Here is a 21,121-nt window from a genome sequence, read left to right on the forward strand (position 1 = left end):
GCATCTACGTCTTTCTTCATGTTCTGGGTCTGGCTTTCTTGGCGCCAATGGCCTTCACATACGTCTTGAGAAAACGGAGGAATGGGCTGAGGAGAACAGTAGTAATCGCTACTGTGACAACATCGGTTCTTCTGCTTTTCTTCTTCTCGTTCTCCAGTACTCTAGCTGGTTTTGAGAGAAGCCCGTTCGTTGGCGATCAGGCGTATGTCAAGCAGTTTGAAACTCCCTGGGAGCGACAAAGTGCCCAATGGATGTTTGACTTAGGGGGAGCATCGGTTGACTTTAACTACTACAGGTCCCCGACTTTCTCCAAGATATCAATAGGTCGGGCTTGTTGGAATAGGACCTGCTCCTTGTCGGAGGTCCAGAGAATTCCTGTCAAAGAAGGTACTATGTATGATTTCGAGAACGTATCGGGGCCATCACTGATTTTGTTTTCAGAGTACGATGTGGAGATTGGATTCCAATCTGAAGCGCTTAGAGTAGGCCGTCATGGGCAAGTCATCTATACGAGAATATCCCCAGAGTCCTTGAGTGAGTTGAATATGAGGAACAGAATATTCGATGCAGGCAAAGCTCACATCTTTCTGAGTTTGGCCTAGTTGTACTTGCAGAGTCTCGGAGGAGGTGGTCTGGTCAGGATCCGCACCCCGCTCGATTCCATCTTCTCGTATATCGGATGCGCCTTGATTAGACTCGGCCCGCTTCCAGGGTTCTGTAGCCAGCGGACGTGAAGAGCGAGCCACTTCTGCTCGGTCCCGCTGATACGGTCAAGGACTGTGCCTTCGAGACCCCGACCACCGAGTCCCTCGAGTCCACCGCCTCCCCGCCCGGCTCGACATCCAACCACTCCCGCCAGATCCATGCGTCTTCGCCCTCCAAGGTCTGCATCTCCGCCCGCGAGTGGAGCCCGTGCTCCTCTCCATCGACCGCCAGGGCTCCTTCAGAGTACCCGAATCCTTCGTTGAAGAACTCGCTGTTCCCGACGAAATCGAGCATGAGGAAGGAATTCTTGTCGTCAGACAGTCGGGTTCCTCGCTAGCGGATCTGTCTATTCAGAGTCTCAGACCGCGTGGACCGGGGAACGTCTCCCACGGACGTATCCCGCCAGAAGGAAGATGCCTATCCCCAGGCTGACAAGGCCTTGGCTGACCAGCCAAGCTATGGCAATTCCAACCAAGCCTAACCAATTAAGAAAAATGTAGCCGAGCACCACGATTATAAGCGCATTGAAAGCCGCTATAGCAATGATTGGCTTGATCTTCTTCAACACCTGCCTTGTAGCTATGAACGTTGAATTGAATGCGACGAAGATGCTGGAGACCGCGAATATCTGAAGCAAGGCCAGGCCCTTAACCGAGTACTCAGCTTCGAATAGCAACAACAGATAATCTCCGAAGAGAAGAACGACTATCACCGCAGGAATCAGAAGAAGGAATATGAACTTCAACGCCTTGCGCACATTGCTCTTCAGTTCTCTCTCGAAATGCGAGCCCTCTGCGAACAGGGACGTGCACACCGCATATGTTATCGCGAAGAGAAGCCATGCAATCGTGAATGCGATGTAATAGTAGGCTACGTTCTCCGCAGGGAGCGTATTCACAATGAGCAGAGGAAGCACAGCGGCGGGCATTGCGGTGAAGATTCCAGCAACGTAATTCCCCGCGGAAAAGTGAATCATATCATTGACGACGCTCTTCCTCACCGTCGGAACCGGTCTGTATCCCGGATTCACGAGGGGCATGAAGACGAGCATGCCGATGATTAGCGCGAAAAGAAGAGCAACGCTCCAGGACGCGAATATGCCGAAGGCTCCGAAGAAGACCGCGAAGAATATGGGAAGAACTATCCTCAAGCCGCTGATCAGACTTCCCGCCAAAACGAACTTCGCATTCCTTCGTGCAACGAAGACCTGATTCATAAGAGGGAAGAGAGCGAAGACCACGGAGAAGAGGATGAAGGACGCGAAGAATATCCAGTTCTCGCGAATGAAGAGCAGAGCGGGAGACCAGATCTCCAGACCCATGAGGAATATGAAGGATATGAGGATGGCTGCGGCACCGCTTATCGTGAAGCAGGAGTTTATCATCGCCCTCGAGTTCTTTCCGGAGGAGGGAAGGAACCTCACGAGACCTATGTCGAATCCGAACCTGGAGAGCATTCCCAGGAAGAAGACGACGGGGATTATGGTTGCAGCGAGGCCGACCTCGTAGGGAGTGTAGAGCCTCGCCACGACCATCCAGAAGATGAAGCCCAGGCCGCTTGCCACGACCGTGTTAGCCATCAGGAAGATGGCATTCCTGTAGAGCGACGTCCTCAGATCGCGGAAAAACTCTGTCACGAAACGCATGAACCCTCCTTCCTTCTACCCCGCTATCCTGAGCGGGCCTCCCAAGTGCGAGACATTCTCCCCCTTGTGATTCCATAAGTCTGATGATTCATAAAGATTTCCTACTTTCTTGCCGTGGAGCCACGCTGTGGGGGTGCTCCCTCGGGTACTATGGAATGCTGGCGTCTATCACTAGATGATGATTGGGTCGGTTATTGAATGGTCTCGATGGGTTCGTCATTAACTCGCCAGAAAGGTACTAAGCGCAGTTTCACCAACCCCCAGTAAGTGTTTTAATACGCACGAAGCGTTCATTGAAACAATCATGAAGCACGCAAAGGTAGGGTTTGTGAGAGAGGCTTTCGCGCCTCGCTGCGTTTTCCAATTCATATTTAGACCGGGGAGTTGGTAGATATGGAAGGCAGGCATTTGGTTCTGTTGGTGCTGGTTACCTCCGTACTGGCAGTGGTGCAACCACAAAACGTGACAGCAGACGAAGGAAACGTATCGGAAACCACTGTTCACTTTGGACTATCCCCAGTGGAAATAGTGGCAGGAATCACCTTCGAGCTTTCGTGCAAGGTGAATGTTGTGAGCTCAGATTTCGAGCTCAAGTCGGGAGAGAGTAGGATTGCCTCCTACGGCGTGACTCCAGGTCCCTGCAGTGCGGAGCTGGGGATTCTTGGAATCCCCCTGGCTCTGCCTTTGTACAACTCAACCCCACTCGGTGCATCTCCCTACTACATTCCCGGCGTCTCTGGGATTACGCTTGGTCTCGCGGACGTAAGCATCGACCTCGTCACAAGTTTGAAGGGAACACTGGATACGACTTCAGCAGCGCCTCTCCAAATATCCGAGGACAGTCCTACATGGGATGTGTGGGGAAGCAGGCAAGTCAACGTCGATCTGGCGTCTTCGTTGACTGGCGGGAGGGAGACAAAAAGCCTTGTGATGAGTCTCGGCTATGAAATCTCACTTGGTGTGAGTGTGTGGTTTCTCGGCTATCGACTCATCGGATTCAATCTCATGGATATCGGCACCATTCCAGGGACTCCTGAGATAACAAACCATGTTACGGCGGACTACAAACCCACGGCGATAGCTTTTACAGGAGACCCCATCGCAACCTTCGAGGAAATCACCCTCTATTGGACGAAGAATCCGGACTCGGACTTTGCCTACTACGAGATAATCCGGATTCATCAATCTCTCGAGATGTCATTCAAGATAGCGGACAGCAACACTGTGACAGCCCATCTCCTAGCCAAACCCCTCCAGAGCTATGAACTGGAGGTGAGAGTGTACGACTATGCGATGCAATATTCATCCACTGACCTAAAGTCGGTCACTACTCCTGACTATCCCATTCCTGAGCCGGTTGTTCTGTTTTCACCCCAAGATCTCACTTCGACCAGTGTGACTTTCACGTGGAGCAAGAGCACTGATCCTTATTTCGATAGGTATGTAGTTGAATTGTGTGATGGCTCTAGATGCCACAGATTCGAGATTCAAGACACAGAGAGAAATTCGTCAGTGCTACCTGTTTTCTCTGGAAGGGATTATACCGCAAAAGTGTTTGTCTATAATAGCTTCAATCGCCTCTCGAGTTCCAACGAGCGTTCGTTCGATGTTCCTGAAAGAAGAGAACAATCTATCGAAGCTGGACCTGTTGATTCCCTGCTAATCCCCATTGCTCTTCTTGTTCTGGGACTTGCTTTGGGAATGATTTCGAGCTTTGTAATTCAAAGAATGAGGAATAGAAACGAGGAAGATCCTCAGACCGAATGATGGCCTTTCGATCCTAGATCATGTGCCTCCGTTCTTTCTCCTTCTTCTTTCCGCATTCTCACCCTTCTACTTCCGTATCACTTCAAATTCCCGCTGGAGATTCTCGCTGGAATCTCCGTAGTTGCTCAGGTTGTATTCTTATCGTTGGAATGCATAATCCATCTGGAGGTCTGCAGAGATGTTTGGAAAATCCAAGAAGAGCGAGTCCAAGGAGACTAGGTCTCGACTGAGGAATCTAGAAACGGCGGTGAGGTCTCTTCACAAGATAGTCAAGGAGCACGATGCGCTCATCAAGCAAGTCCTCGAGCAAAAGCCTCCTCCCACCACAGTCGAAAAGGTTCTGATACGCGAAGAGGAGGCGTCCGCAGCCAAGATTGTCGCAGAACCTGCAAGGCCAGAGGAATCGCTTGTAGACGCAGTCAACAGACTCCTTCTTGATGAGAGAAATCGATCCTCCGCGGGCAGATTGAAGATGAAACTCAGAGGGAAGCTGTCAAAGAGGTACAGCATTTCCCACCGTCAAGTGTACGAGACAGAAGAACGGATTCTGAGGAAAATGAGAATAGCTGAACCGGAACCCCGAGTGAAGCTTGAGGACTATCCCAGCGCTTCAGTGACGCGGACTCCAGAACCTCGAGTGTCAAGGGCTCCCAAGGCAGCCCCAATCCCGAGGGAGATTCCCAGGGAAAGGCCGAAAAAACCCGCACAGATCCTTCACGACAAGTATGGCAAAGAGGTTACCTCAGCTATAAGGACCGTTCAGAAGGAGATGAGAAGCCCCACGATTCGCAAATCCGCAATCAAATGGCTAATGAGGGAAAAGAGACCACAGGAAGCGGCATCCAGATTCGTCAACTCCTACTACTCAAGACACGAAACCCCACCAGCATCGGTGAATAAGGACCTCCTGGAGAGATTCGCCTATCCCCCGAAAACCATCGAACCCTCGTTCGACGTCTTCAGGAATCTGTTCCGGTGCGATGTGCTCGAGAACGGACTCGTTCACTTTCCCGAGTTGTGCGACCTCATCATCAAGCGGCTCAGAGTTGTATCCAGTACCGCTCGCCACGCAGATCTTCAATCCCTCATGGAGAGTGACGTGAAGCAACTGATCGCGAGGGAGACGACCAAGCGGCTCCACGAGAGGGCCACATTAATCCACATGGACTCTGCAATCCTCAAGAAAGTGGTTTCCGATCAGTTGAGAATTCTCATGACCGAGATGGATGGACGGAATCCGAAACTGAAGGCCAAGGAGGTCGACGGTGAGAATCGGTACTTCTTCTGGCATCACAGGTTCGATGACGATGGGCCCACGAAATCGATTAGCGAGATGATCTCGGAGGAAAGGAACATCAGGAGAGGGGTAATGAGGTGATCATATGGCTCGAAAGAGGATTGAGACAAAGATGCTTGATGATTTCACCGAGTCTCTCAAGAAGACCTTGCCCAGGTATGGCGAGCTACGAGGGGAGCTGAGAAAATGGCTGGAGAGTCAAGAGCGGTGGGAATCGATCTCGGCTCTTGCAAGGGGCGTCGGAATAAATGAGAAGACCATGGGGCACTATTTCGAGGGTCGCAACTTTCCGACGGGAGAGAGAAGACTCACGCTGTATCAAGTAACCGGCCTGGAATGTCTGAGAGAGGGGGCGATTCCGAAGCGAAGCGAGGCCTACGACATGGCGGAGAAGACGAGGGACCTCCTCTTTCAGCTTGTCAGGCAATTGGAGTACTTCAAGAAGACAAAGGAGAGGCGATCGGTTTTCCGTTCAGTCGTCCCTTCCAAGGATGTGGGCTTTGTCACATCCTTTCTGAAGGCTCTCTACGACGAGAAGAGCTTCCTGATGTGGAGTGCTGTCGACCGTCTCAACGAGAGGAGGGATTAACGTGGCGCGTGGAAAGACCAGGAGCGTCGAGCTCCAGATATCTGACAAGAACATGGCATTGACGCTTCTCGGCAACATCTACGACCCCAGAGAAGCGGTGGCGCAACTGGTGGCGAACAGCATCGACGAGAATGCAGAGTGCGTGTGGGTGATAAGAGCCAAGAGGGGGAGGTCGAACACCCTCAAAATCATAGATGACGGTGACGGGGTGTTTCCCGACGAGAGGGGGTATCCAAACCTCGAGTATCTGGCAGAGAACGTCTGCAGGTCCAAGAAGAGGATTACGGGAGAGATCTCCAAGAAGGGAGAGTACGGAATCGGCCTTCTCGGGTTCCAGACATTCGGGAAGACACTCATCCTCACGACGAAAAGGGCCGACTCGCCGACATGCAGATTGACGCTTCAGAAGGATGACATATCGAATGCCTCGATTGAGGAGGATGTTCATCCGCCCCTATCGAAACCTCACGGGACCGAGGCCCTCATCAAGAACGTTCACAAGGGAGCGAGTCGGATCCTCACTGGAGCGAAGATCGCGGACTACCTGAAGCAGAAGTTCAGGTCAGATATCAGATCGGAGAAGGTCTCTATCATGGTCGAGGACAACGGTCATATCGAGGACATGACAATAGAGGAATACAAGGGCGTTCCGTTTCCTATGATCAATCTTCCCGTGAAGGACGGGAGGATCAAGCTCAATCTGTATGTGGTGGACCAGGATTATGCCGGTGAGAGGAAGGTTGCGGTTGTACGAAAGGGAGCCACTGTATACGAGAACATAACCCAATTGTCAGAGTTCGACTGCCCTCCCTGGAATACGGGAGGTGTGGTTGGCGAAATTGTCTTCGATGAATGCAAGGTTGACGCGGCCAAATTGGGCTTTGACAGGAGCGATCCTCTCTTCGACGAGTTCACGGAGAAGGTCTCCTCGATATCGAAGGACTTGTCCGACCTGATCGAGGATGAGGAGAGGAAGAGGGAACAGATAGTGACGAAGGAGATGATGACAAAGCTGAGACGAGCATTCTCCAAGGCTCTTGAGGAGTTGCCTCACTTCTCGCCCTTCGATGTTGCTAGGAAGCGTGGAACTGGAAAACCCGCTCCCAGCGGGGAGGCTGGCGAGGTCATAACTAAGGTTGAAGAGAGGGACGAGGAGCGCGAAGAGAAAGAAGAAAAAGAGGAGAGTCCAAAGGACGAGAAAGTGAAACGCAAAAGGAGGCGAAGTCTATCAAGAGGATTTCCTCCTCCTTCTTTCGAATCCCATCCGAACAGTCCTAAGCGAAGCTGGTATGATTCAACTTTCATGAATATCGTCATAAACTCTGCTCATTCGGACTATCGCAGAGAAAGCGCATCCACGAGGAGAAGTCTGCACTATGTATCCTCGCTCTATGCAAAGGAGTTCACAGTCTTCAATTTCGGCTCTCAGAACTTGGATTCCACTGAGCTCTTGGAGAGGATGCTGGAACTTCAATTGAGGGTGAAGGAGTACTTGAGGATTTGATGGCTGCATGTGGCGACATAGAGTAGATGGTCTTCTGGGAGGTTTGTGACTCTGATGTGGTATTTGACTTCCCAACAAGATTGTCTCGAAAAGTGACAGAGGTGCTGTGAATGGACATAGGAAAACTGGAGAGTGTGCCATTGAGGGATATCTGGAAGAAAGAGGCAAGGGACTTCTCGCCTTGGTTGGAAAGGAACATAGACACGCTTAGCGAAAGATTAGGCCTCTCGCCAACCGCCTCTCCTATCGATATGCTTAAGTGTGGCTCTCCTAATGGCATTCTGTGCTGATTGCGATTGATGGGTGGAGGACAGGAGTGACATTCTCTGCGAGCCATTTCATTCCGGGCCACGAGGGGTGTGAGCGTCTTCATGGTCATAGCTTCGCAATCCACGTCAAGGTCGAGGGGGACAAAGGGCCTTCAGGTATGGTCATGGATTTCGTTTCCTTGAAAAGGGCCCTCAAGGAAATGGCAAGAGATTTCGATCACAAGATGCTTATCGCAGGACGTTCAAAGGCCGTGAGGAGGGAGGGCGAGACGATAGTCTACGACAGTCATGGGAAGACGTTCGTATTCCCGGAAGATGAGACGACTGAGTTGGACATCGAATATGCCACGGCAGAGAATCTCGCAGAGTATGTGGTCGACCGACTTATCAAGAAACTTGACTTCCCGGAAACTGTCCGAGAAGTGACCATCGGGATTGATGAGGGCGGCGGACAAGTGGCATGGGTCAGCAGAAACCTGTGAGGATCGAACAATGAAGCTGGTTCGCTAGGGGAACACGACAGTGAAGGGCCAGAGAGTCGAAACTCATGCCGTTGTTGCTGTAATAGCCACCTCAATGGAAAGAACAGAGTTGTTGGTCAATGGAACATACCTACTGTCCTGACCTTTGGAATGGATTCGCCCTGAGCAGGAGAGGGGATGTCTTCAACTGCTGTCACCTGAAACCATTCAGAATTGGCAACATACATGATACGGAACTGCGGAAGCTCGTTAACACGCCAGAGATGAGAGAATACAGGAGAAAGTCCCTGAATGGGGAATTGGTATGCTTTCACCGCTGCAATCTGGTTCAAAAGAATGTGAGCCCCAAGGATTTCAACACGAAAACGGAAGTGGAATATGATGATTTGAGAAGGCTTCACATCAGTTTTGGAGAAGCATGCAACATAAGATGTGTAATGTGCAATCATCCAGGGAGGCACGCCAGAGAGAGCGTAATCTTGGACTCGAGTGTTGCCGAGGAGAACGTAGACATTACCCCATTTGAAGACATTCTGATTCAGGGTGGAGAACCACTGTTCATCAGATCTTGTCGTGACTACATGGCATATTTGGAAGCCAATGAAGAAAAAGAGAGGAAGGCCGAGGAAAGGGTAGTCCAAGAAGTCTTCCTGAGGTCGAACTCTGAAGGGTGGCTCACGGAGGCTAGAGCCCCTATGGCAGAGACTTACCATAGCGGAAATCTATTGCACTTGGGGCGAGAGGCTGTCTTCACATCAAGCACAGCCCCACACCTAGTGCAGAACCTACCTGTGGCTTTGCTTACTAGCTCATATTCTGTGGCAGGGCTTTGGAGCTTGCTTACTCATTTGCACCCTCTCTTGCGTTGGTATAGAGTGAAAACGGTCCTATTTGAGACTTGACGGCCACCCCAGGCTGGCGTATGGCTGTTGCGATAACCAATAACCCAAGGATGTGTCGCTTCTTGTTTATGGCATCAAACTGGGTCGACTGCATAAGCGTTAACTATGGAGAACCATATGACCCTCAGACCTGAGCGGATTCTGTCCCACGGACTCACCGTATAGAGGCGACTGTCAAAATCGGTTTCGAACCCAAATTGGGTCGAATCCCTTCAGGCCCGCTAGTCGATCAACATGTCCAAATACCTTTTCCTCGTAGGAACCGCAGGCTGCGGAAAGACAACGATGACGTATGCCTTCAGGACATGGATGAGCGCCCAGGGGTTCGACTCGATCACCGTGAACCTGGACCCCGGCGTGGAGGACCTCCAGTACGAGCCAGAGGTTGATGTGAGAGACTGGATAACCCTGGAGGCGGTGATGCAGGAATACCAGCTCGGTCCCAACGGGGCGCAGATCGCTTGCGCCGACCTGATCGCCCTTCGGATTCGCGAGATCGTGCAGACCCTGGAAGGCTTTGATACGGACTATGTTTTCATCGATACACCCGGGCAGATGGAGTTGTTCGCATTCAGGGAATCGAGCCGAGAGATCATAGATGTCTTCGGAACCGAGAACACGGCCATCATCTTCCTCCTGGACCCGCAGCTCGCGAAGAGACCTTCGGGCTTGGTCTCCCTCCTGATGCTTTCCGTTACGACTGGCTTCCGGTTCTCCGTTCCCCTGATCAACGTCCTGTCGAAGTCCGACTTCCTCTCAGAAGAGGAGATCGCCCGAGTCCTTGGATGGGGATCTAGCTCGGACATGCTCTATGATGCTCTCGTGGAGGAGATGGGAGACCCCTCGGGCATCCCGAGCATAGGATTCTTGCATGCGTTGGACGACGTGGGGGCGTACCGGGGACTCACTCCAGTGTCCTCTGAGGCCCTCCTGGGCTTCGAGGATCTCTACAGCCTGGTACAGCTCTGTTTCGAGGGAGGCGAGGACCTCTACAAGGACTAGGTGATCCCGCAAACTACTGCACGGATCCGATGTCTTGCAGATTATCAGTTGTGATAACCGCCCCGCAATTTGCTTTTATCTGAAACACACTAGATCAGATGAGGACCAAAGATGTTGATGAGGGAGAACCCCTACGACTTCGTAAGCAAGGACTCAGAGGACAAGAGCAAGTTGAGGAAGTCGCCCACGAAGAAACGGAAGAAGAAGGGTGAAGACAACTAAGCGAGCTGAGTTCAAATAGACGTACTGGAGACCAAGGGCAGGTCTGCTTTTACATGCCTAGAATCGCTTCTACATCCGCCTGAAGCTCAGGGTATTTTTCTTTCACGGCGTTGAGGATTTCCAGAACGCTCAGTTTCTCCCAGTCGTAGTCGGATATCGCTGAGATGATCTTGTTGAACTGCTCGTCAGTGTACGTCGTGAGCTTCTCCTTCACCATCCAGTTCCTGTACAAAGCCTCTTCGAGCCTGTCCCGCCAAAGGCTCTCATATTTCGCCAGGAAGGACGCGGAAGCATCCGCCGCCTCAAGCGCCTCGGCAGCGACCTGTCCGGCGAGCTTTCCCAGGATGCAGGCATTGCGTATCCCACCACCCGTCACGGGGTCCGTGACCCGGGCCGCGTCGCCTACGAGCATCACCCCATCCGTGGTCGTCCGCTCGATGGGCGCACAGATGGAATACGCCCCTGAGACCTGTTCAATCACTCTTCCCCTGCTGAGCTCCTTCCTCTTGGAAATGAAGTTGTCGAGCAACCGACGGGCCTGGCCCTTCTCCCTGATCCTGCTGAGCTGCACGCCGATGCCCACGTTGGCGATGTCCCTTCCCTTCCAGAACACCCATACGTAGCCGCCAGGAGCATGGCTTCCCAGATAGAAGTCGTTGAACCCGCAATCACCCTCGATCCCTACGAGCGTGTACTGGAAGCAGGAGTCGACGTCCTTGGGCTTGAGCGAAGTTTCTATCCCTGCCCAGCGCCCGACCTGGGACTCGTAGCCATCCGCTCCTATCACGATCTTCGCCCTGACATCCACGGTCTTGCCAAAGGACCGCAGCCTGGCACCGGTGACTACACCGTTCTCGTGGAGAAGACCGGTCGCACTCGTTCGAACCATCAGCTCCGCGCCCGAGGAGATGGCTCTCTTGGCCAGGGCCCTGTCGAAGAGGTCCCGCTCAATCACAAAACCGCATTCATTCCCTGCCAGCTTCTCGTCGACCTCGAGGAAGCTCCCGTCGGGGCTGAATATCCTTGCGCCGTCGACCTCGTGGGCTATCCATCTGCCGCTTGGCTCCATTCCGATCTCATCGAGCCATCTCTTGGATATGCCCTCCCCGCACCTGACCGGTGTGCCGATCTCCTGCCGTTTCTCAGCAAGAAGAACGTGGGCGCCTGTATCGGCAGCGTATCTCGCGGCGGTACTTCCGGCCGGCCCCGCTCCAATAACCAGGACATCATACTCGAGCGCCATCCACCGCGAGATGGTCCCGGCTCATAAAAGGCCTTTCCCTGGTGACCGATACGAGACCTTTCGGATTCCCCGGAGAGCGCTCAATGGCGGCTGTCGTCGCCGATGTCGTCTGATTTGAGTGCAAAGTTCCTTATTGTCAACGCAATATCGGACGAGCATGTTTGCCAAGGGGAGTCTCGTGTGGCTTGCATCTCCTCTTGCCGTAGCAGTGGCCGTCATGAGCGCCTCCATCTGGTTCGCGTCGATGATTGGCTATATCGCTTCCGTCCTGCTCTTCCTAGCCACAATATTCTTGGCATGCTTCTTCCGGGACCCTGAAAGGGTGATTGGCAATGGCGCCGTGTCACCTGCAGACGGGAAGGTCGCATTCATCGACCAGGAGGGAAGGAGACTGTCGATTGTCATGGGCCTTCGGCACGTGCATGTTACGAGAGCTCCCCACAGCGGCACGGTGGCTGGCCTGGAGCGTCGAAGCGGAATACATCGACCCGCGTACAAGGACGTCTCCGAGAAGAACGAGAGGACCGAGGTCGCGATCTCGAGCGAACTGGGCGACCTGAGGATGACCTTGATCACGGGCATCATAGCCAGGAGGATTCTGCTTTACGTTGGGATGGGGGATGAGTTGAGGAAGGGAGATCGGGTCGGAATCATCAGGTTCGGCTCAAGAGTGGATCTCCAACTCCCGGAGGGCTACAGGATTACGGTACGCCTGGGCAGCAAGGTCAGGGCGGGCGAGTCACAAATCGCGGAGGTCGTCGATGACGCTGCTTAGGAAGTTGTCCGCGGCGGATCTCGTCACGCTGACGAATGGCCTGCTCGGATTCCTAGCCATAACGTACGTGGTCGACGGGAGATACGAGCTCGCCGGCCTTCTGATCTTCGTCGCAATCGTCATGGACGGCCTGGACGGTGCCCTTGCGAGGAGGTTCGGGTCAATGCACCACTTCGGGCGGTACCTGGACTTCTTCGCGGACTCGGTATCGTTTTGCTTCGCCCCCGCAACATTGATCTACACGGTGACCTACGACATCTCACGAGGCCCGGCCTGGGTGTCCTGGGAGAACGCTCTGGCTGTTGTCATACCGACCGTCTATGTGTGCATGGGGATCCTTAGACTTGCCAGGTTCGCGGAAGTGGGATATCGGAAACCCTACTTCGAAGGGCTGCCGTCGCCCGCGGCGGCGTATCTCGTAGTCACGGTCCACATTCTGTTGGGCGGGGGAGCCGCGTTTGAGCTGGGTTCCCAGTTTTCGGTCCTAATCGTGATGGCGTTCGCGGGAGGTCTCATGGTGACCAGCCTTCGATATCCGAAGCTCCAACGTGGTCTCGTCGCCCCTTCCTTGGTCGGGATCCTATCGATGATCGTGGCAACCTCGCTGATAATCGTTGCTTCCGACGCTGTTTCTATATCATATTCCCTCGCCCTCTTTGGTCTCTCCCTCATAGCGATCTACATCCTGTTCGGTCCCATGTACGCGAGAAGAGATGAGTCGCCCTTAGCCCCCGAAGGAATGGCCTGACCCGAGATAACCATTCGAGTGCACCGAAAGACTTAAATGTCAATTAGAAGAACGCACAAGAAAATACTTAATATGCCGATGACTAAATTATCGTTAGAGGACGGAATAACTTCCGACTCGGGTGTCGAGCACGCCCGTTAAGCGCAAACCCTCCTATACGCCGTCAAAAACAGCGCCCCCCTTTAGGCTGTAACGGTGATCGAAGGTTTTTGACGTGCTCGGCATCTTTCTACACTTCTCACCGATTGCCCTTGGGATAAACTTAATCTACCATCATCCTGCTTCGCATTTCGTGTCGTTGGATGCATGGATATATGCTCTCGCGAGTGTGTTCCTCATCAGCATCATCTCTCTCCTGGGTCTGGCCTTGATCTCGATGAGGGAAGAGAGGCTGAGGCGGGCGGTGCTGATACTTGTCAGCTTCTCGGCGGGAGCTCTGCTGGGTGATGCCTTCATTCACCTCTTGCCCGAGGCGGCTAAGGAGAGCTCCTTCGGGTTGGGAATATCAGCCGGCGTACTCCTCGGAATCATCGTGTTCTTCGTGCTGGAGAAGTTCGTCCACTGGCATCACTGCGGAGCTGCCGAGATGGGAGAGTGTCCAAAGGCCTTTGCCACAACGAATCTGGTCGGCGACGGGCTCCACAATTTCATCGACGGGATGATAATCGCGGGAAGCTACCTCATCTCTGTGCCTCTGGGCATAGCCACGACTCTGGCCGTTGTCTTTCACGAGATCCCGCAGGAGATCGGTGACTTCGGCGTCTTGGTCCATGCAGGGTACACCAGAAGAAAGGCGTTGATGTTCAACTTCTTCAGCGCGTCTCTTGCGATCATCGGTGCCCTTGCGGTTCTGGTTGTCGGCGGGCAAGTACCGGAGCTGGTCACGTACTTGATTCCGTTCACAGCGGGAGGGTTCATCTACATCGCCGGATCCGACCTCATCCCGGAACTGCAGAAGGAGACCCAACCGGGGAGGTCCGCCATTCAGCTCGCGGGGCTCGTCCTGGGCCTTCTCGTCATGGCTGGGTTGGTGCTCCTGGAATGATCTGCTTTTTCTTTCGCTTGGCAAAATAATATTTTATACTGAGAATGCATTTACCTTGAGAAGACGGGGCTGAAAATGGGCGAAAGCGTGAAGGTTGGCATTACGGGCCTACCCGGCGCTGGCAAGACATACGCCTTGCTTAAGGTTATTGAAATGCTCGAAGCGGACGAGCTGGCCGTCGGAGGGATGGTTACCGAGCCCATCATCGAGGGCGAGAGGAGAGTGGGCTTCTTCGTGATAGATTGGGCGACGAAGGTCAAGAAGGTGTTTGCCCACGAGGACATCGAATCAAAAACACAGGTTGGGATATACGGCGTGGACATCGAGATCCTGGAGGAGGTCGGCGTTCAGGCGATCAGGGATGCCACGATGGACTCGGGAGTCGTCATCATCGATGAGGTTGGAAAGATGGAGGTTGAGTCCGAGCCCTTCGTGGACGCCGTCAAGGACGCTCTCGAAGCCGACATGCCTCTCATTCTCACGCTTCACAAGAAATCGAGGAACCCGCTTCTCCAGGACATTCGAAGGCGGGATGACATCAGGATTCTGGAAGTCACCGCGGTGAACAGGAATCTGCTCCCATACAAGATCGTCAAGCTCCTCAAAGGCGAGATTCTTTGAGTTTTGAGACCGAAGTGATCAATGAAGGTCTGACCGAGATTGAGGTCCCGAGAGTCGAGAGACTTCGAGGACCAGGACGCAAGAGCCACCTACCGTTCTTCAATCCGCTGATGCGGACGAACCGGGACGTTTCCGTCTTCGTAGCCCTGACGGTCCTCAGCGATGGGGACAAGGTCCTTGATGGGCTAGCTGCCACTGGAGCATCGGGTCTGCGGATCGCCCTCGAGACCAAGGGCGAGCTTGCCGTTACGCTGAACGATAGGAATCCGATATGCCATGATCTCATCACACGCAACATCGAGAGGAACCGGGCCAAGGGTTGCTCAGTGACATGCGAGGACCTCAACTCTCTGCTTTCGAGAGGGAGATTCGATCTTGTTGACGTGGACCCGTTTGGCACCCCAGTCCGGTTCGTGGAGAGTGCGGTGCGCGCAACGACCGACGGAGGAGTCACGGCGATCACCGCAACGGACACGGCGGTGCTTTGCGGCTCAAGAATGAAGGCCTGCATAAGGAGATATTCTTCGCGACCCAGAAGGACAGACTACTGCCATGAACTGGGTCTCCGGATTCTCCTGGGGTACGTCGCAAGAGCGGCTGCCAGATTCGACAGGGGGATCGAACCACTGCTGTGCTTCTCGGCCGACCACTACTTCAGGGCGATCGTCCGTGTGAGAAGGGGTGCGAGGAGGGCAGACAGCACGCTCGAGAAACTCGGCAACTTGCACGTTCATGGGCTGGGGAGAGAGCTCATTCCCGAGAAAGGAGTCGCAGGACCCCTCTGGGCGGATGCGTTCCTGGACGCCGCGTTCCTTGAGTCGGTCAAACTGCCGAGCTACTTCCCGCACAAGGTCTCCAAACTCCTGGAACTCTGGCGAGAGGAAGCGTCGTCCCCTCCACTCTTCTACACGACAGGCGAGGTTGCACGGGAGTTCGTTTCCGAACCGCCAGCACTCGACAGGATCATCGGTGCTCTCAGGGACGAAGGGTTCATCGCGACGAGGACACACTTCAGGCCGGATGCGTTCAAGACGAACGCCGATGTGGAGTCAATAGGCAGAATCCTCAGAACTTGAACTCGCCCTCGAAGTCCGCTGCCGAGCAGGGGTAGAGGCACTTCCCGCAGTGCTCGCAGTTCTCTTCGATTATCCAGGCCTGCTCCTTGATGACTATTGCGTCGTTCTCGCAAAGACCGAGGCAGACGCCACACGCGACGCAGTTCTCGGCCTTCTTTATCACCCGCTCAAGATCCTTCGCCTGGGACGCGAGCTTCTCCTCCGACTCCGCCCGGATTATCACCAGGCCCTCCCTGAAGACGACGAATCTCTCCATCTGGGCCGCCTCGACCTCTTCGTCATAGTCCACGTCCCCCAGGATCGTGAGCATGTTGGTGACCCTCTTCATGTCCAGCTTGTCCATGAAGAACCCCTCCGTCCTCAATCCGAGCGTGCAGGGGATGTGAGTGTCTGAGACCAGAAGCTTGAGCGGGTCGGGCTGGGCTTTCTCGTCGACGTGGGACCGCGCGAACTCTCTCACCCCCTTCGGTGGGACCTTCCACCGCCAGAGACCGAGCTCGAGCCACTCATCGCCTTTCTTGTTCCTCTCCGCATAATCCTTCAAGTATGTGGTCCAGCGCTCGAACTCGGGCAGTTCCTTGGACACTACCTCCAGCTCGGCGAGATCCGAGGCGGGGCACAGGAAACAGCCGATCCTGGCCAGCCCTTTCGAGTACCACGGGTTATAACTCACGTTCTTGGAGAATATGTAGAGCCACACGTGCAGGGCGGTCCAATCTTGAATGGGCGACGCCGCGTGCTGCCCCGGGACCCAGGGATTGGTCCACACGGGACCTTTGGCAGACCTCGGGATGGACTCGTACCGCCTCTGGCCTATGAACGAAAGAACGCCCTCTGGGTAGCTCTTCGATATCAACCTGGCAGCCGGCCCCAGCTTGGACGTCTTGCAGCACCACCTGAAGTCCTTACCCGGAGGACCGAACGTCTCCAGAGCGTTCCAGAAGGATTCCCCCGCCGGTTCCGAGACCAGGCGGAGATCGAACTCCTCCGCGATCTGAGAGACATGTTCGACGGTCTCGGGGAACTCCAGACCAGTATCCACGAACAGTATGTCTGGACGAAGGCCCGCATCCAAGACGAGAAGAAGCGTGACCAGGCTGTCCTTCCCGCCGCTGAACGACACCGCCACTGGGAGGCCCATTCCCTCGACAACTTTGGCCACGAAGCGCTTCGCCTTGTCAACTCTCGCGGCCAACATGTCCTTGTTGGCATCCAAGACCAGTTCCCAGTTCTGGCCAGAGGGAAGCGGATGAGCATCGGAAGGTCGGGATGACCACCGCGTCTTCGTGGCCGCTCCACGCTTGTTCTCCATCATCTGCTTTCCGCTGATCCTGGCGGGACCCGCTGCAATCGTCCTCCTGTCCTTCGTCAGTACCAATATCTCGTCGCCAGCCTCGATGTCCGAATCGAGGTCGACGATCCCGGAGACCATCACGCTCGCTCCGGAGGAGATGGAGTCGATGGCACCGTCGTCCACGGTTATCCAGGATTCCTTGAGTGTGGGCACCAGTCTGCGGGCAGCCTCCATCCTCGGGATGAACTTGTAGCCGCTCCCCGGATTGAACTGCAAGGCGCCCATGACGTGGCCGTCCAGTATGACCTCGTCCATCCGGTCGATATAGGGGACACCGTTCAGCAGGACGATCTTGTCACTCGGGATCAGGGACTCGCCGCAGCCATCACCGAACTGCCTGTCGATCGTCTTCCTGATCAGTTGGATGTCTGCCTCGAAGGCGGGCCTGATGTCACCAGGTGGGGTCACGGCCATGCCCACCGTGGAGGAGCCACAGGCAGAACACTTCCTCTGTTCCAGTAGCGGCACATTGCACTCCTTGCACCACCGCAGATGCATCTTCCCCAATCGCAGTACTGGCACGAGGTTCTGATGTGCAGCAGTGGATAAATAATTCACTGTTTCACCGACCCCCGCCTGAAACGCTTATTGCCTTCGCAGCCCACGAATCGTACGTGACAAGGGCAGGTGTTGCGGACCTCCCGCTCCACCCTGGGCGGGCCCCTCGGTGGCTGTTCGTGAGGATGGTCGGGCTCTCCAAGGGGATACTGAAGACCTTGTGTCTGGAGTTCGGGACCGAGAGGTTCCTCGAGCGGATATCCGATCCCTTCTGGTTCCAGGCGCTATCCTGCGTCCTCGGGTTCGATTGGCATTCATCCGGAGTCACAACGGTCACGTGCGGTGCGCTGAAGGAGGCTCTCAAGGGGGAGGAACTCGGCATCGCGATCGCCGGGGGAAAGGGGCGGGCCTCCAGAAAGACGCCGCAGCAGATCGAACAGTTCGGGGAACAGATGGGTATCTCATCGCAGGCGATCGACGACATGGCCTACACGAGCAGGATCTCCGCAAAGGTGGACAACACGGCCATCCAGGACGGCCATCAGCTGTACCACCATGTATTCATGTTCTCCGAGCGGGGAAGCTGGACGATCATCCAGCAAGGGATGAACGAGGAGAGCGGCTATGCGAGGAGATACCACTGGTACCACGCTCACGTGGATGACGTGCTCGAGGAGCCCCACGATGCCATACTCGGCACTCGAGTGCAGACTGCGTTGGACATGACCTCGCGGCTGAGCGGCAACTGCAAGAGCACATCACTGGACGTTGCCCGAGAAGGGCCAAGAAGGCTAAGGAGGCTCTTCTCATCAGTGAGGCCCCCGAATCAGTCTTCGCTCAAGAGATGGACAGGAGAAGAGGACGCAGTCAGGGCTCTGCGGATGCCCAGAAACATCAACTGGAGCGCCATGAGGGCGATCTATGACTTCCAGCCAAGCAACTACGAGGAGATGCTGGCCATCAGAGGCGTGGGGCCCAGCACGGTGAGAGCTCTCGCTCTAATCTCGGACCTCATCTATGGAGACGAGCCAAGCTGGCGCGACCCGGTGAAGTATTCCTTCACCGTTGGCGGAAAGGACGGAGTCCCATATCCCGTGGACAGGAGGACGATGGATGAATCCATCCACATTCTGGAGAGTGGAATCGAGGAATCCAAGCTGCGTAACAAGGAGAAGATAAGAGCGCTGAGAAGGATGCGTAGGGTCATTCCCAACGGTCAATCGGTCCGTTGAATGAGGTCTTCCGGTAACCCTCGTACTTCTCGTCAAGGACCGTAATGATGTCGTCAGCCTTCTTCTTCCCGACCTTGGGAACCACCATCAGATCCTCCCTGTTCGCCATCATCACCCTCCTCACGCTCCCGAACTCTTCCAGCAAGTTCTTCGAGAGAGTCCCGCCGACGTTGGGGAATCCCTGCACCATGAACAGCTGTTTCTCTCCCATCGTGAGCATCTTTGGCTTATGTCTCAGCCCGTAGTTGGAACCTCCATTCTCCTGTCTCCGCCAGACGGCCCTGAGGATCCTCGCGGTCTCCAGCCTGCTCGGGGAGAAGAGGACACGGATGTCTTCGTCCATCAGAATCGAGAGCATGGCCCCCCAAAGGGCAGCGGGATTTCGGTGCGTCGTGATGTCGTTGAGATCCCCTTCGACGAGCAGGATGGGCATCTCATAGCAGCTCTTCAGGCGAATCGCCTGCTCGAAGAGACGCTTCCTCACCAGGGAACTGAAGAAATCGCCCAACGTTTTTCTCTCGATCCCGACCTTGCCCACCACGTAGTCACCGGGCGTGATCTTCTTCACCGCGAACGGAACGTTGAGGTCCTCCAGGTGCCTGGCGATGGCCTTGGGCTCATGGACATCCATCGTGAAATCAACCATGCTCAATCGAGTACGGACAGAGTATTAGAGCCCGCATGAGGGAGGGGTCCGTGAAAAGCTGGGAAAAAGCTACATCCACGCGGGTCAAAAAGAAACAATAGAGAGGGTCATACGCAACCTGTGTAACGGCAAAGCCGAAACTGCTACACCGAATCGGTGAATAGCGGTTATGACTGTTAGTAACCGCGGGCTGAAGTGGTCGCCGAAGCTTCCACCGTACACCCCGGTTCTATCAAACTCGTCATTTACGAGTGTCATAAGGTGCCTTGTTTTGAGGGCGGCTTCGAGCTTAGATGCTTTCAGCTCTTATCCGTTACGGCGTGGCTGCCCAGCGATGCTCTGCCGAACAACTGGTAGACTAGAGGCCGCGAAGCCCCGTTCCTCTCGTACTAAAGGCTCCTTCCCCTCAGGCACCAAGACACTTCCACCGAAAAGCAACAAACCTGTCTCGCGACGGTCTAAACCCAGCTCACGATCCCTTTTAATCGGTGGACACCCGCACCCTTGGCAGCTAATGCACCGCCAGGATAGGGAGAGCCGACATCGAAGTAGCAAGCCTCCAGGTCGATACGAACTCTTGCTGGAGACAACTCAGTTATCCCCGGGGTAACTTTTCTGTCATCAACCACTCTCACAAATAAAGTCGGTTGGTTCGCTAAGCCCTGCTTTCGCATCGTGGTTCGTTATTGGGCCGAACCACGTCAAGCCAGCTTTTGCCTTTGCACTCAACGGTAGATTTCTGACCTACCTGAGCTGACCTTTGGGCGCCCTTGTTATCTTTTGGAGGGCGTGGCGCCCCACCCAAACTGCCCACCTATCGTTGTCCTTCCTTGGAAGTTAGTGATACAAATGCTAAAGGGCGGTGTTTCATCGACGACTCAGAACTCGGCTGGCGCCGAGCCATAGTAGCGTCTCCCGCCTACACTACACATCAGTATTCATATCACAGCGACAGGTTGCAGTAAAGCTCCACGGGGTCTTCGCTTTCAGATGGAAGATATTGGACTGTGCGCCAATACGTCAGTTTCACCGGCTTCAAGGCGGGGACAGTGGGGCTCTCGTTGAGCCTTCATGCAAGCCGCCAATTAAGCGGCAAGGTATTACGCTACCTTAAGAGGGTCAGAGTTACCCCCGCCGTTTACTGGTCCTTCCTCCCGTTGTACCGGGCATTCAGATACCAGCACTGGGCAGGTTTCAGCGACTATACACATCCTTTCGGACTTGCAGTCACCTATGTTTTTAGTAAACAGTCGGAGCCCCCGAGTCACTGCGATCAGCCATCATCATGACTGACACCCCTTATTCCGAAGTTACGGGGCTAATTTGCCGATTTCCCTCGCCTAGATTACGCCGACACGCCTTAGGCTTCTCACCTAGGGGCACCTGTGTCAGTTCTCGGTACGAACACGTGGATTGTAACTGGCCTCCTTTTCACGGGCACCAGGAATTTGCTCAAGAGGGCTTACGCCCGCCTACTCACGCCTTCGCTCGGTTCTCAC

Annotated in this window: 19 protein-coding genes and 1 rRNA gene; 14 read left to right on the forward strand and 6 right to left on the reverse strand. The window is 54.5% G+C overall.

Annotated features, from left to right (window positions below; genetic code table 11):
• A partial coding sequence (locus tag LN415_07410) for a hypothetical protein (GenBank protein MCJ2556915.1) occupies window positions 1–602 on the forward strand: 602 nt, incomplete at its 5' end.
• A gap of 88 nt (window positions 603–690) precedes the next feature.
• Here LN415_07410 and LN415_07415 read toward each other — a convergent pair.
• Together LN415_07415 and LN415_07420 are read right to left on the reverse strand one after the other, a co-directional pair.
• Complete coding sequence (locus tag LN415_07415) at window positions 691–999, reverse strand: hypothetical protein (GenBank protein ID MCJ2556916.1); 309 nt, start codon at window positions 997–999, stop codon at window positions 691–693.
• A 64-nt stretch (window positions 1,000–1,063) separates the two neighbouring features.
• Window positions 1,064–2,350 (reverse strand): lipopolysaccharide biosynthesis protein, encoded by a 1,287-nt coding sequence (locus LN415_07420; GenBank protein MCJ2556917.1) that lies wholly within the window; start codon window positions 2,348–2,350, stop codon window positions 1,064–1,066.
• Window positions 2,351–2,743: 393 nt separating this feature from the next.
• Here LN415_07420 and LN415_07425 point away from each other — a divergent pair, with 393 nt between their 5' ends.
• The 7 genes from LN415_07425 (at window position 2,744) to LN415_07455 (ending at window position 10,162) form a co-directional block, all read left to right on the forward strand.
• On the forward strand, window positions 2,744–4,117 hold the full coding sequence (locus tag LN415_07425; protein ID MCJ2556918.1) for a fibronectin type III domain-containing protein: 1,374 nt from the start codon (window positions 2,744–2,746) through the stop codon (window positions 4,115–4,117).
• A gap of 178 nt (window positions 4,118–4,295) precedes the next feature.
• On the forward strand, window positions 4,296–5,495 hold the full coding sequence (locus tag LN415_07430) for a hypothetical protein (protein MCJ2556919.1): 1,200 nt from the start codon (window positions 4,296–4,298) through the stop codon (window positions 5,493–5,495).
• Window positions 5,496–5,499: 4 nt separating this feature from the next.
• Complete coding sequence (locus LN415_07435; protein ID MCJ2556920.1) at window positions 5,500–6,003, forward strand: hypothetical protein; 504 nt, start codon at window positions 5,500–5,502, stop codon at window positions 6,001–6,003.
• Between the two features lies 1 nt (window position 6,004).
• The gene (locus tag LN415_07440) at window positions 6,005–7,507 is read left to right on the forward strand and encodes an ATP-binding protein (GenBank protein ID MCJ2556921.1); all 1,503 of its coding nucleotides are present in this window, start codon (window positions 6,005–6,007) and stop codon (window positions 7,505–7,507) included.
• Window positions 7,508–7,823: 316 nt separating this feature from the next.
• The gene (locus tag LN415_07445; protein MCJ2556922.1) at window positions 7,824–8,258 is read left to right on the forward strand and encodes a 6-carboxytetrahydropterin synthase; all 435 of its coding nucleotides are present in this window, start codon (window positions 7,824–7,826) and stop codon (window positions 8,256–8,258) included.
• A gap of 119 nt (window positions 8,259–8,377) precedes the next feature.
• Window positions 8,378–9,160: an SPASM domain-containing protein gene (locus LN415_07450; GenBank protein MCJ2556923.1), complete on the forward strand. Its 783-nt coding sequence runs from the start codon at window positions 8,378–8,380 to the stop codon at window positions 9,158–9,160.
• 234 nt (window positions 9,161–9,394) lie between these two features.
• On the forward strand, window positions 9,395–10,162 hold the full coding sequence (locus tag LN415_07455; GenBank protein ID MCJ2556924.1) for an ATP/GTP-binding protein: 768 nt from the start codon (window positions 9,395–9,397) through the stop codon (window positions 10,160–10,162).
• Window positions 10,163–10,433: 271 nt separating this feature from the next.
• Here the strand turns inward: LN415_07455 and LN415_07460 are convergent, their stop codons facing one another.
• Window positions 10,434–11,627 (reverse strand): NAD(P)/FAD-dependent oxidoreductase, encoded by a 1,194-nt coding sequence (locus tag LN415_07460; protein ID MCJ2556925.1) that lies wholly within the window; start codon window positions 11,625–11,627, stop codon window positions 10,434–10,436.
• Between the two features lie 157 nt (window positions 11,628–11,784).
• On the opposite strand from LN415_07460, the gene LN415_07465 reads away from it, so the two are divergent.
• The 5 genes from LN415_07465 (at window position 11,785) to LN415_07485 (ending at window position 15,892) form a co-directional block, all read left to right on the forward strand.
• On the forward strand, window positions 11,785–12,402 hold the full coding sequence (locus tag LN415_07465; protein MCJ2556926.1) for a phosphatidylserine decarboxylase: 618 nt from the start codon (window positions 11,785–11,787) through the stop codon (window positions 12,400–12,402).
• Window positions 12,389–13,150: a CDP-alcohol phosphatidyltransferase family protein gene (locus tag LN415_07470; GenBank protein ID MCJ2556927.1), complete on the forward strand. Its 762-nt coding sequence runs from the start codon at window positions 12,389–12,391 to the stop codon at window positions 13,148–13,150. The genes LN415_07465 and LN415_07470 overlap by 14 nt, the downstream gene beginning before the upstream one ends.
• Window positions 13,151–13,364: 214 nt before the next feature.
• On the forward strand, window positions 13,365–14,195 hold the full coding sequence (locus LN415_07475) for a ZIP family metal transporter (protein MCJ2556928.1): 831 nt from the start codon (window positions 13,365–13,367) through the stop codon (window positions 14,193–14,195).
• Window positions 14,196–14,270: 75 nt separating this feature from the next.
• Window positions 14,271–14,816: an NTPase gene (locus tag LN415_07480; GenBank protein ID MCJ2556929.1), complete on the forward strand. Its 546-nt coding sequence runs from the start codon at window positions 14,271–14,273 to the stop codon at window positions 14,814–14,816.
• The gene (locus tag LN415_07485) at window positions 14,813–15,892 is read left to right on the forward strand and encodes a tRNA (guanine(26)-N(2))-dimethyltransferase (protein MCJ2556930.1); all 1,080 of its coding nucleotides are present in this window, start codon (window positions 14,813–14,815) and stop codon (window positions 15,890–15,892) included. The genes LN415_07480 and LN415_07485 overlap by 4 nt, the downstream gene beginning before the upstream one ends.
• Here LN415_07485 and LN415_07490 read toward each other — a convergent pair.
• Window positions 15,882–17,804, reverse strand: coding sequence for a phosphoadenosine phosphosulfate reductase family protein (locus LN415_07490; GenBank protein MCJ2556931.1), 1,923 nt, complete (start codon window positions 17,802–17,804; stop codon window positions 15,882–15,884). The genes LN415_07485 and LN415_07490 overlap by 11 nt on opposite strands.
• A 56-nt stretch (window positions 17,805–17,860) precedes the next feature.
• Here LN415_07490 and LN415_07495 point away from each other — a divergent pair, with 56 nt between their 5' ends.
• A complete protein-coding gene (locus LN415_07495) occupies window positions 17,861–18,976 on the forward strand; it encodes a DUF763 domain-containing protein (GenBank protein ID MCJ2556932.1) in 1,116 nt (371 codons plus the stop codon).
• Here the strand turns inward: LN415_07495 and LN415_07500 are convergent.
• Together LN415_07500 and LN415_07505 are read right to left on the reverse strand one after the other, a co-directional pair.
• Window positions 18,948–19,607 (reverse strand): hypothetical protein, encoded by a 660-nt coding sequence (locus tag LN415_07500; protein MCJ2556933.1) that lies wholly within the window; start codon window positions 19,605–19,607, stop codon window positions 18,948–18,950. The two genes, LN415_07495 and LN415_07500, sit on opposite strands and share 29 nt — an antisense overlap.
• Window positions 19,608–19,778: 171 nt before the next feature.
• Window positions 19,779–21,121, reverse strand: a 23S ribosomal RNA gene (locus tag LN415_07505); the annotation flags it as partial.

The organism is Candidatus Thermoplasmatota archaeon (genome assembly GCA_022848865.1).
Classification (GTDB): domain Archaea; phylum Thermoplasmatota; class Thermoplasmata; order RBG-16-68-12; family JAGMCJ01; genus JAGMCJ01.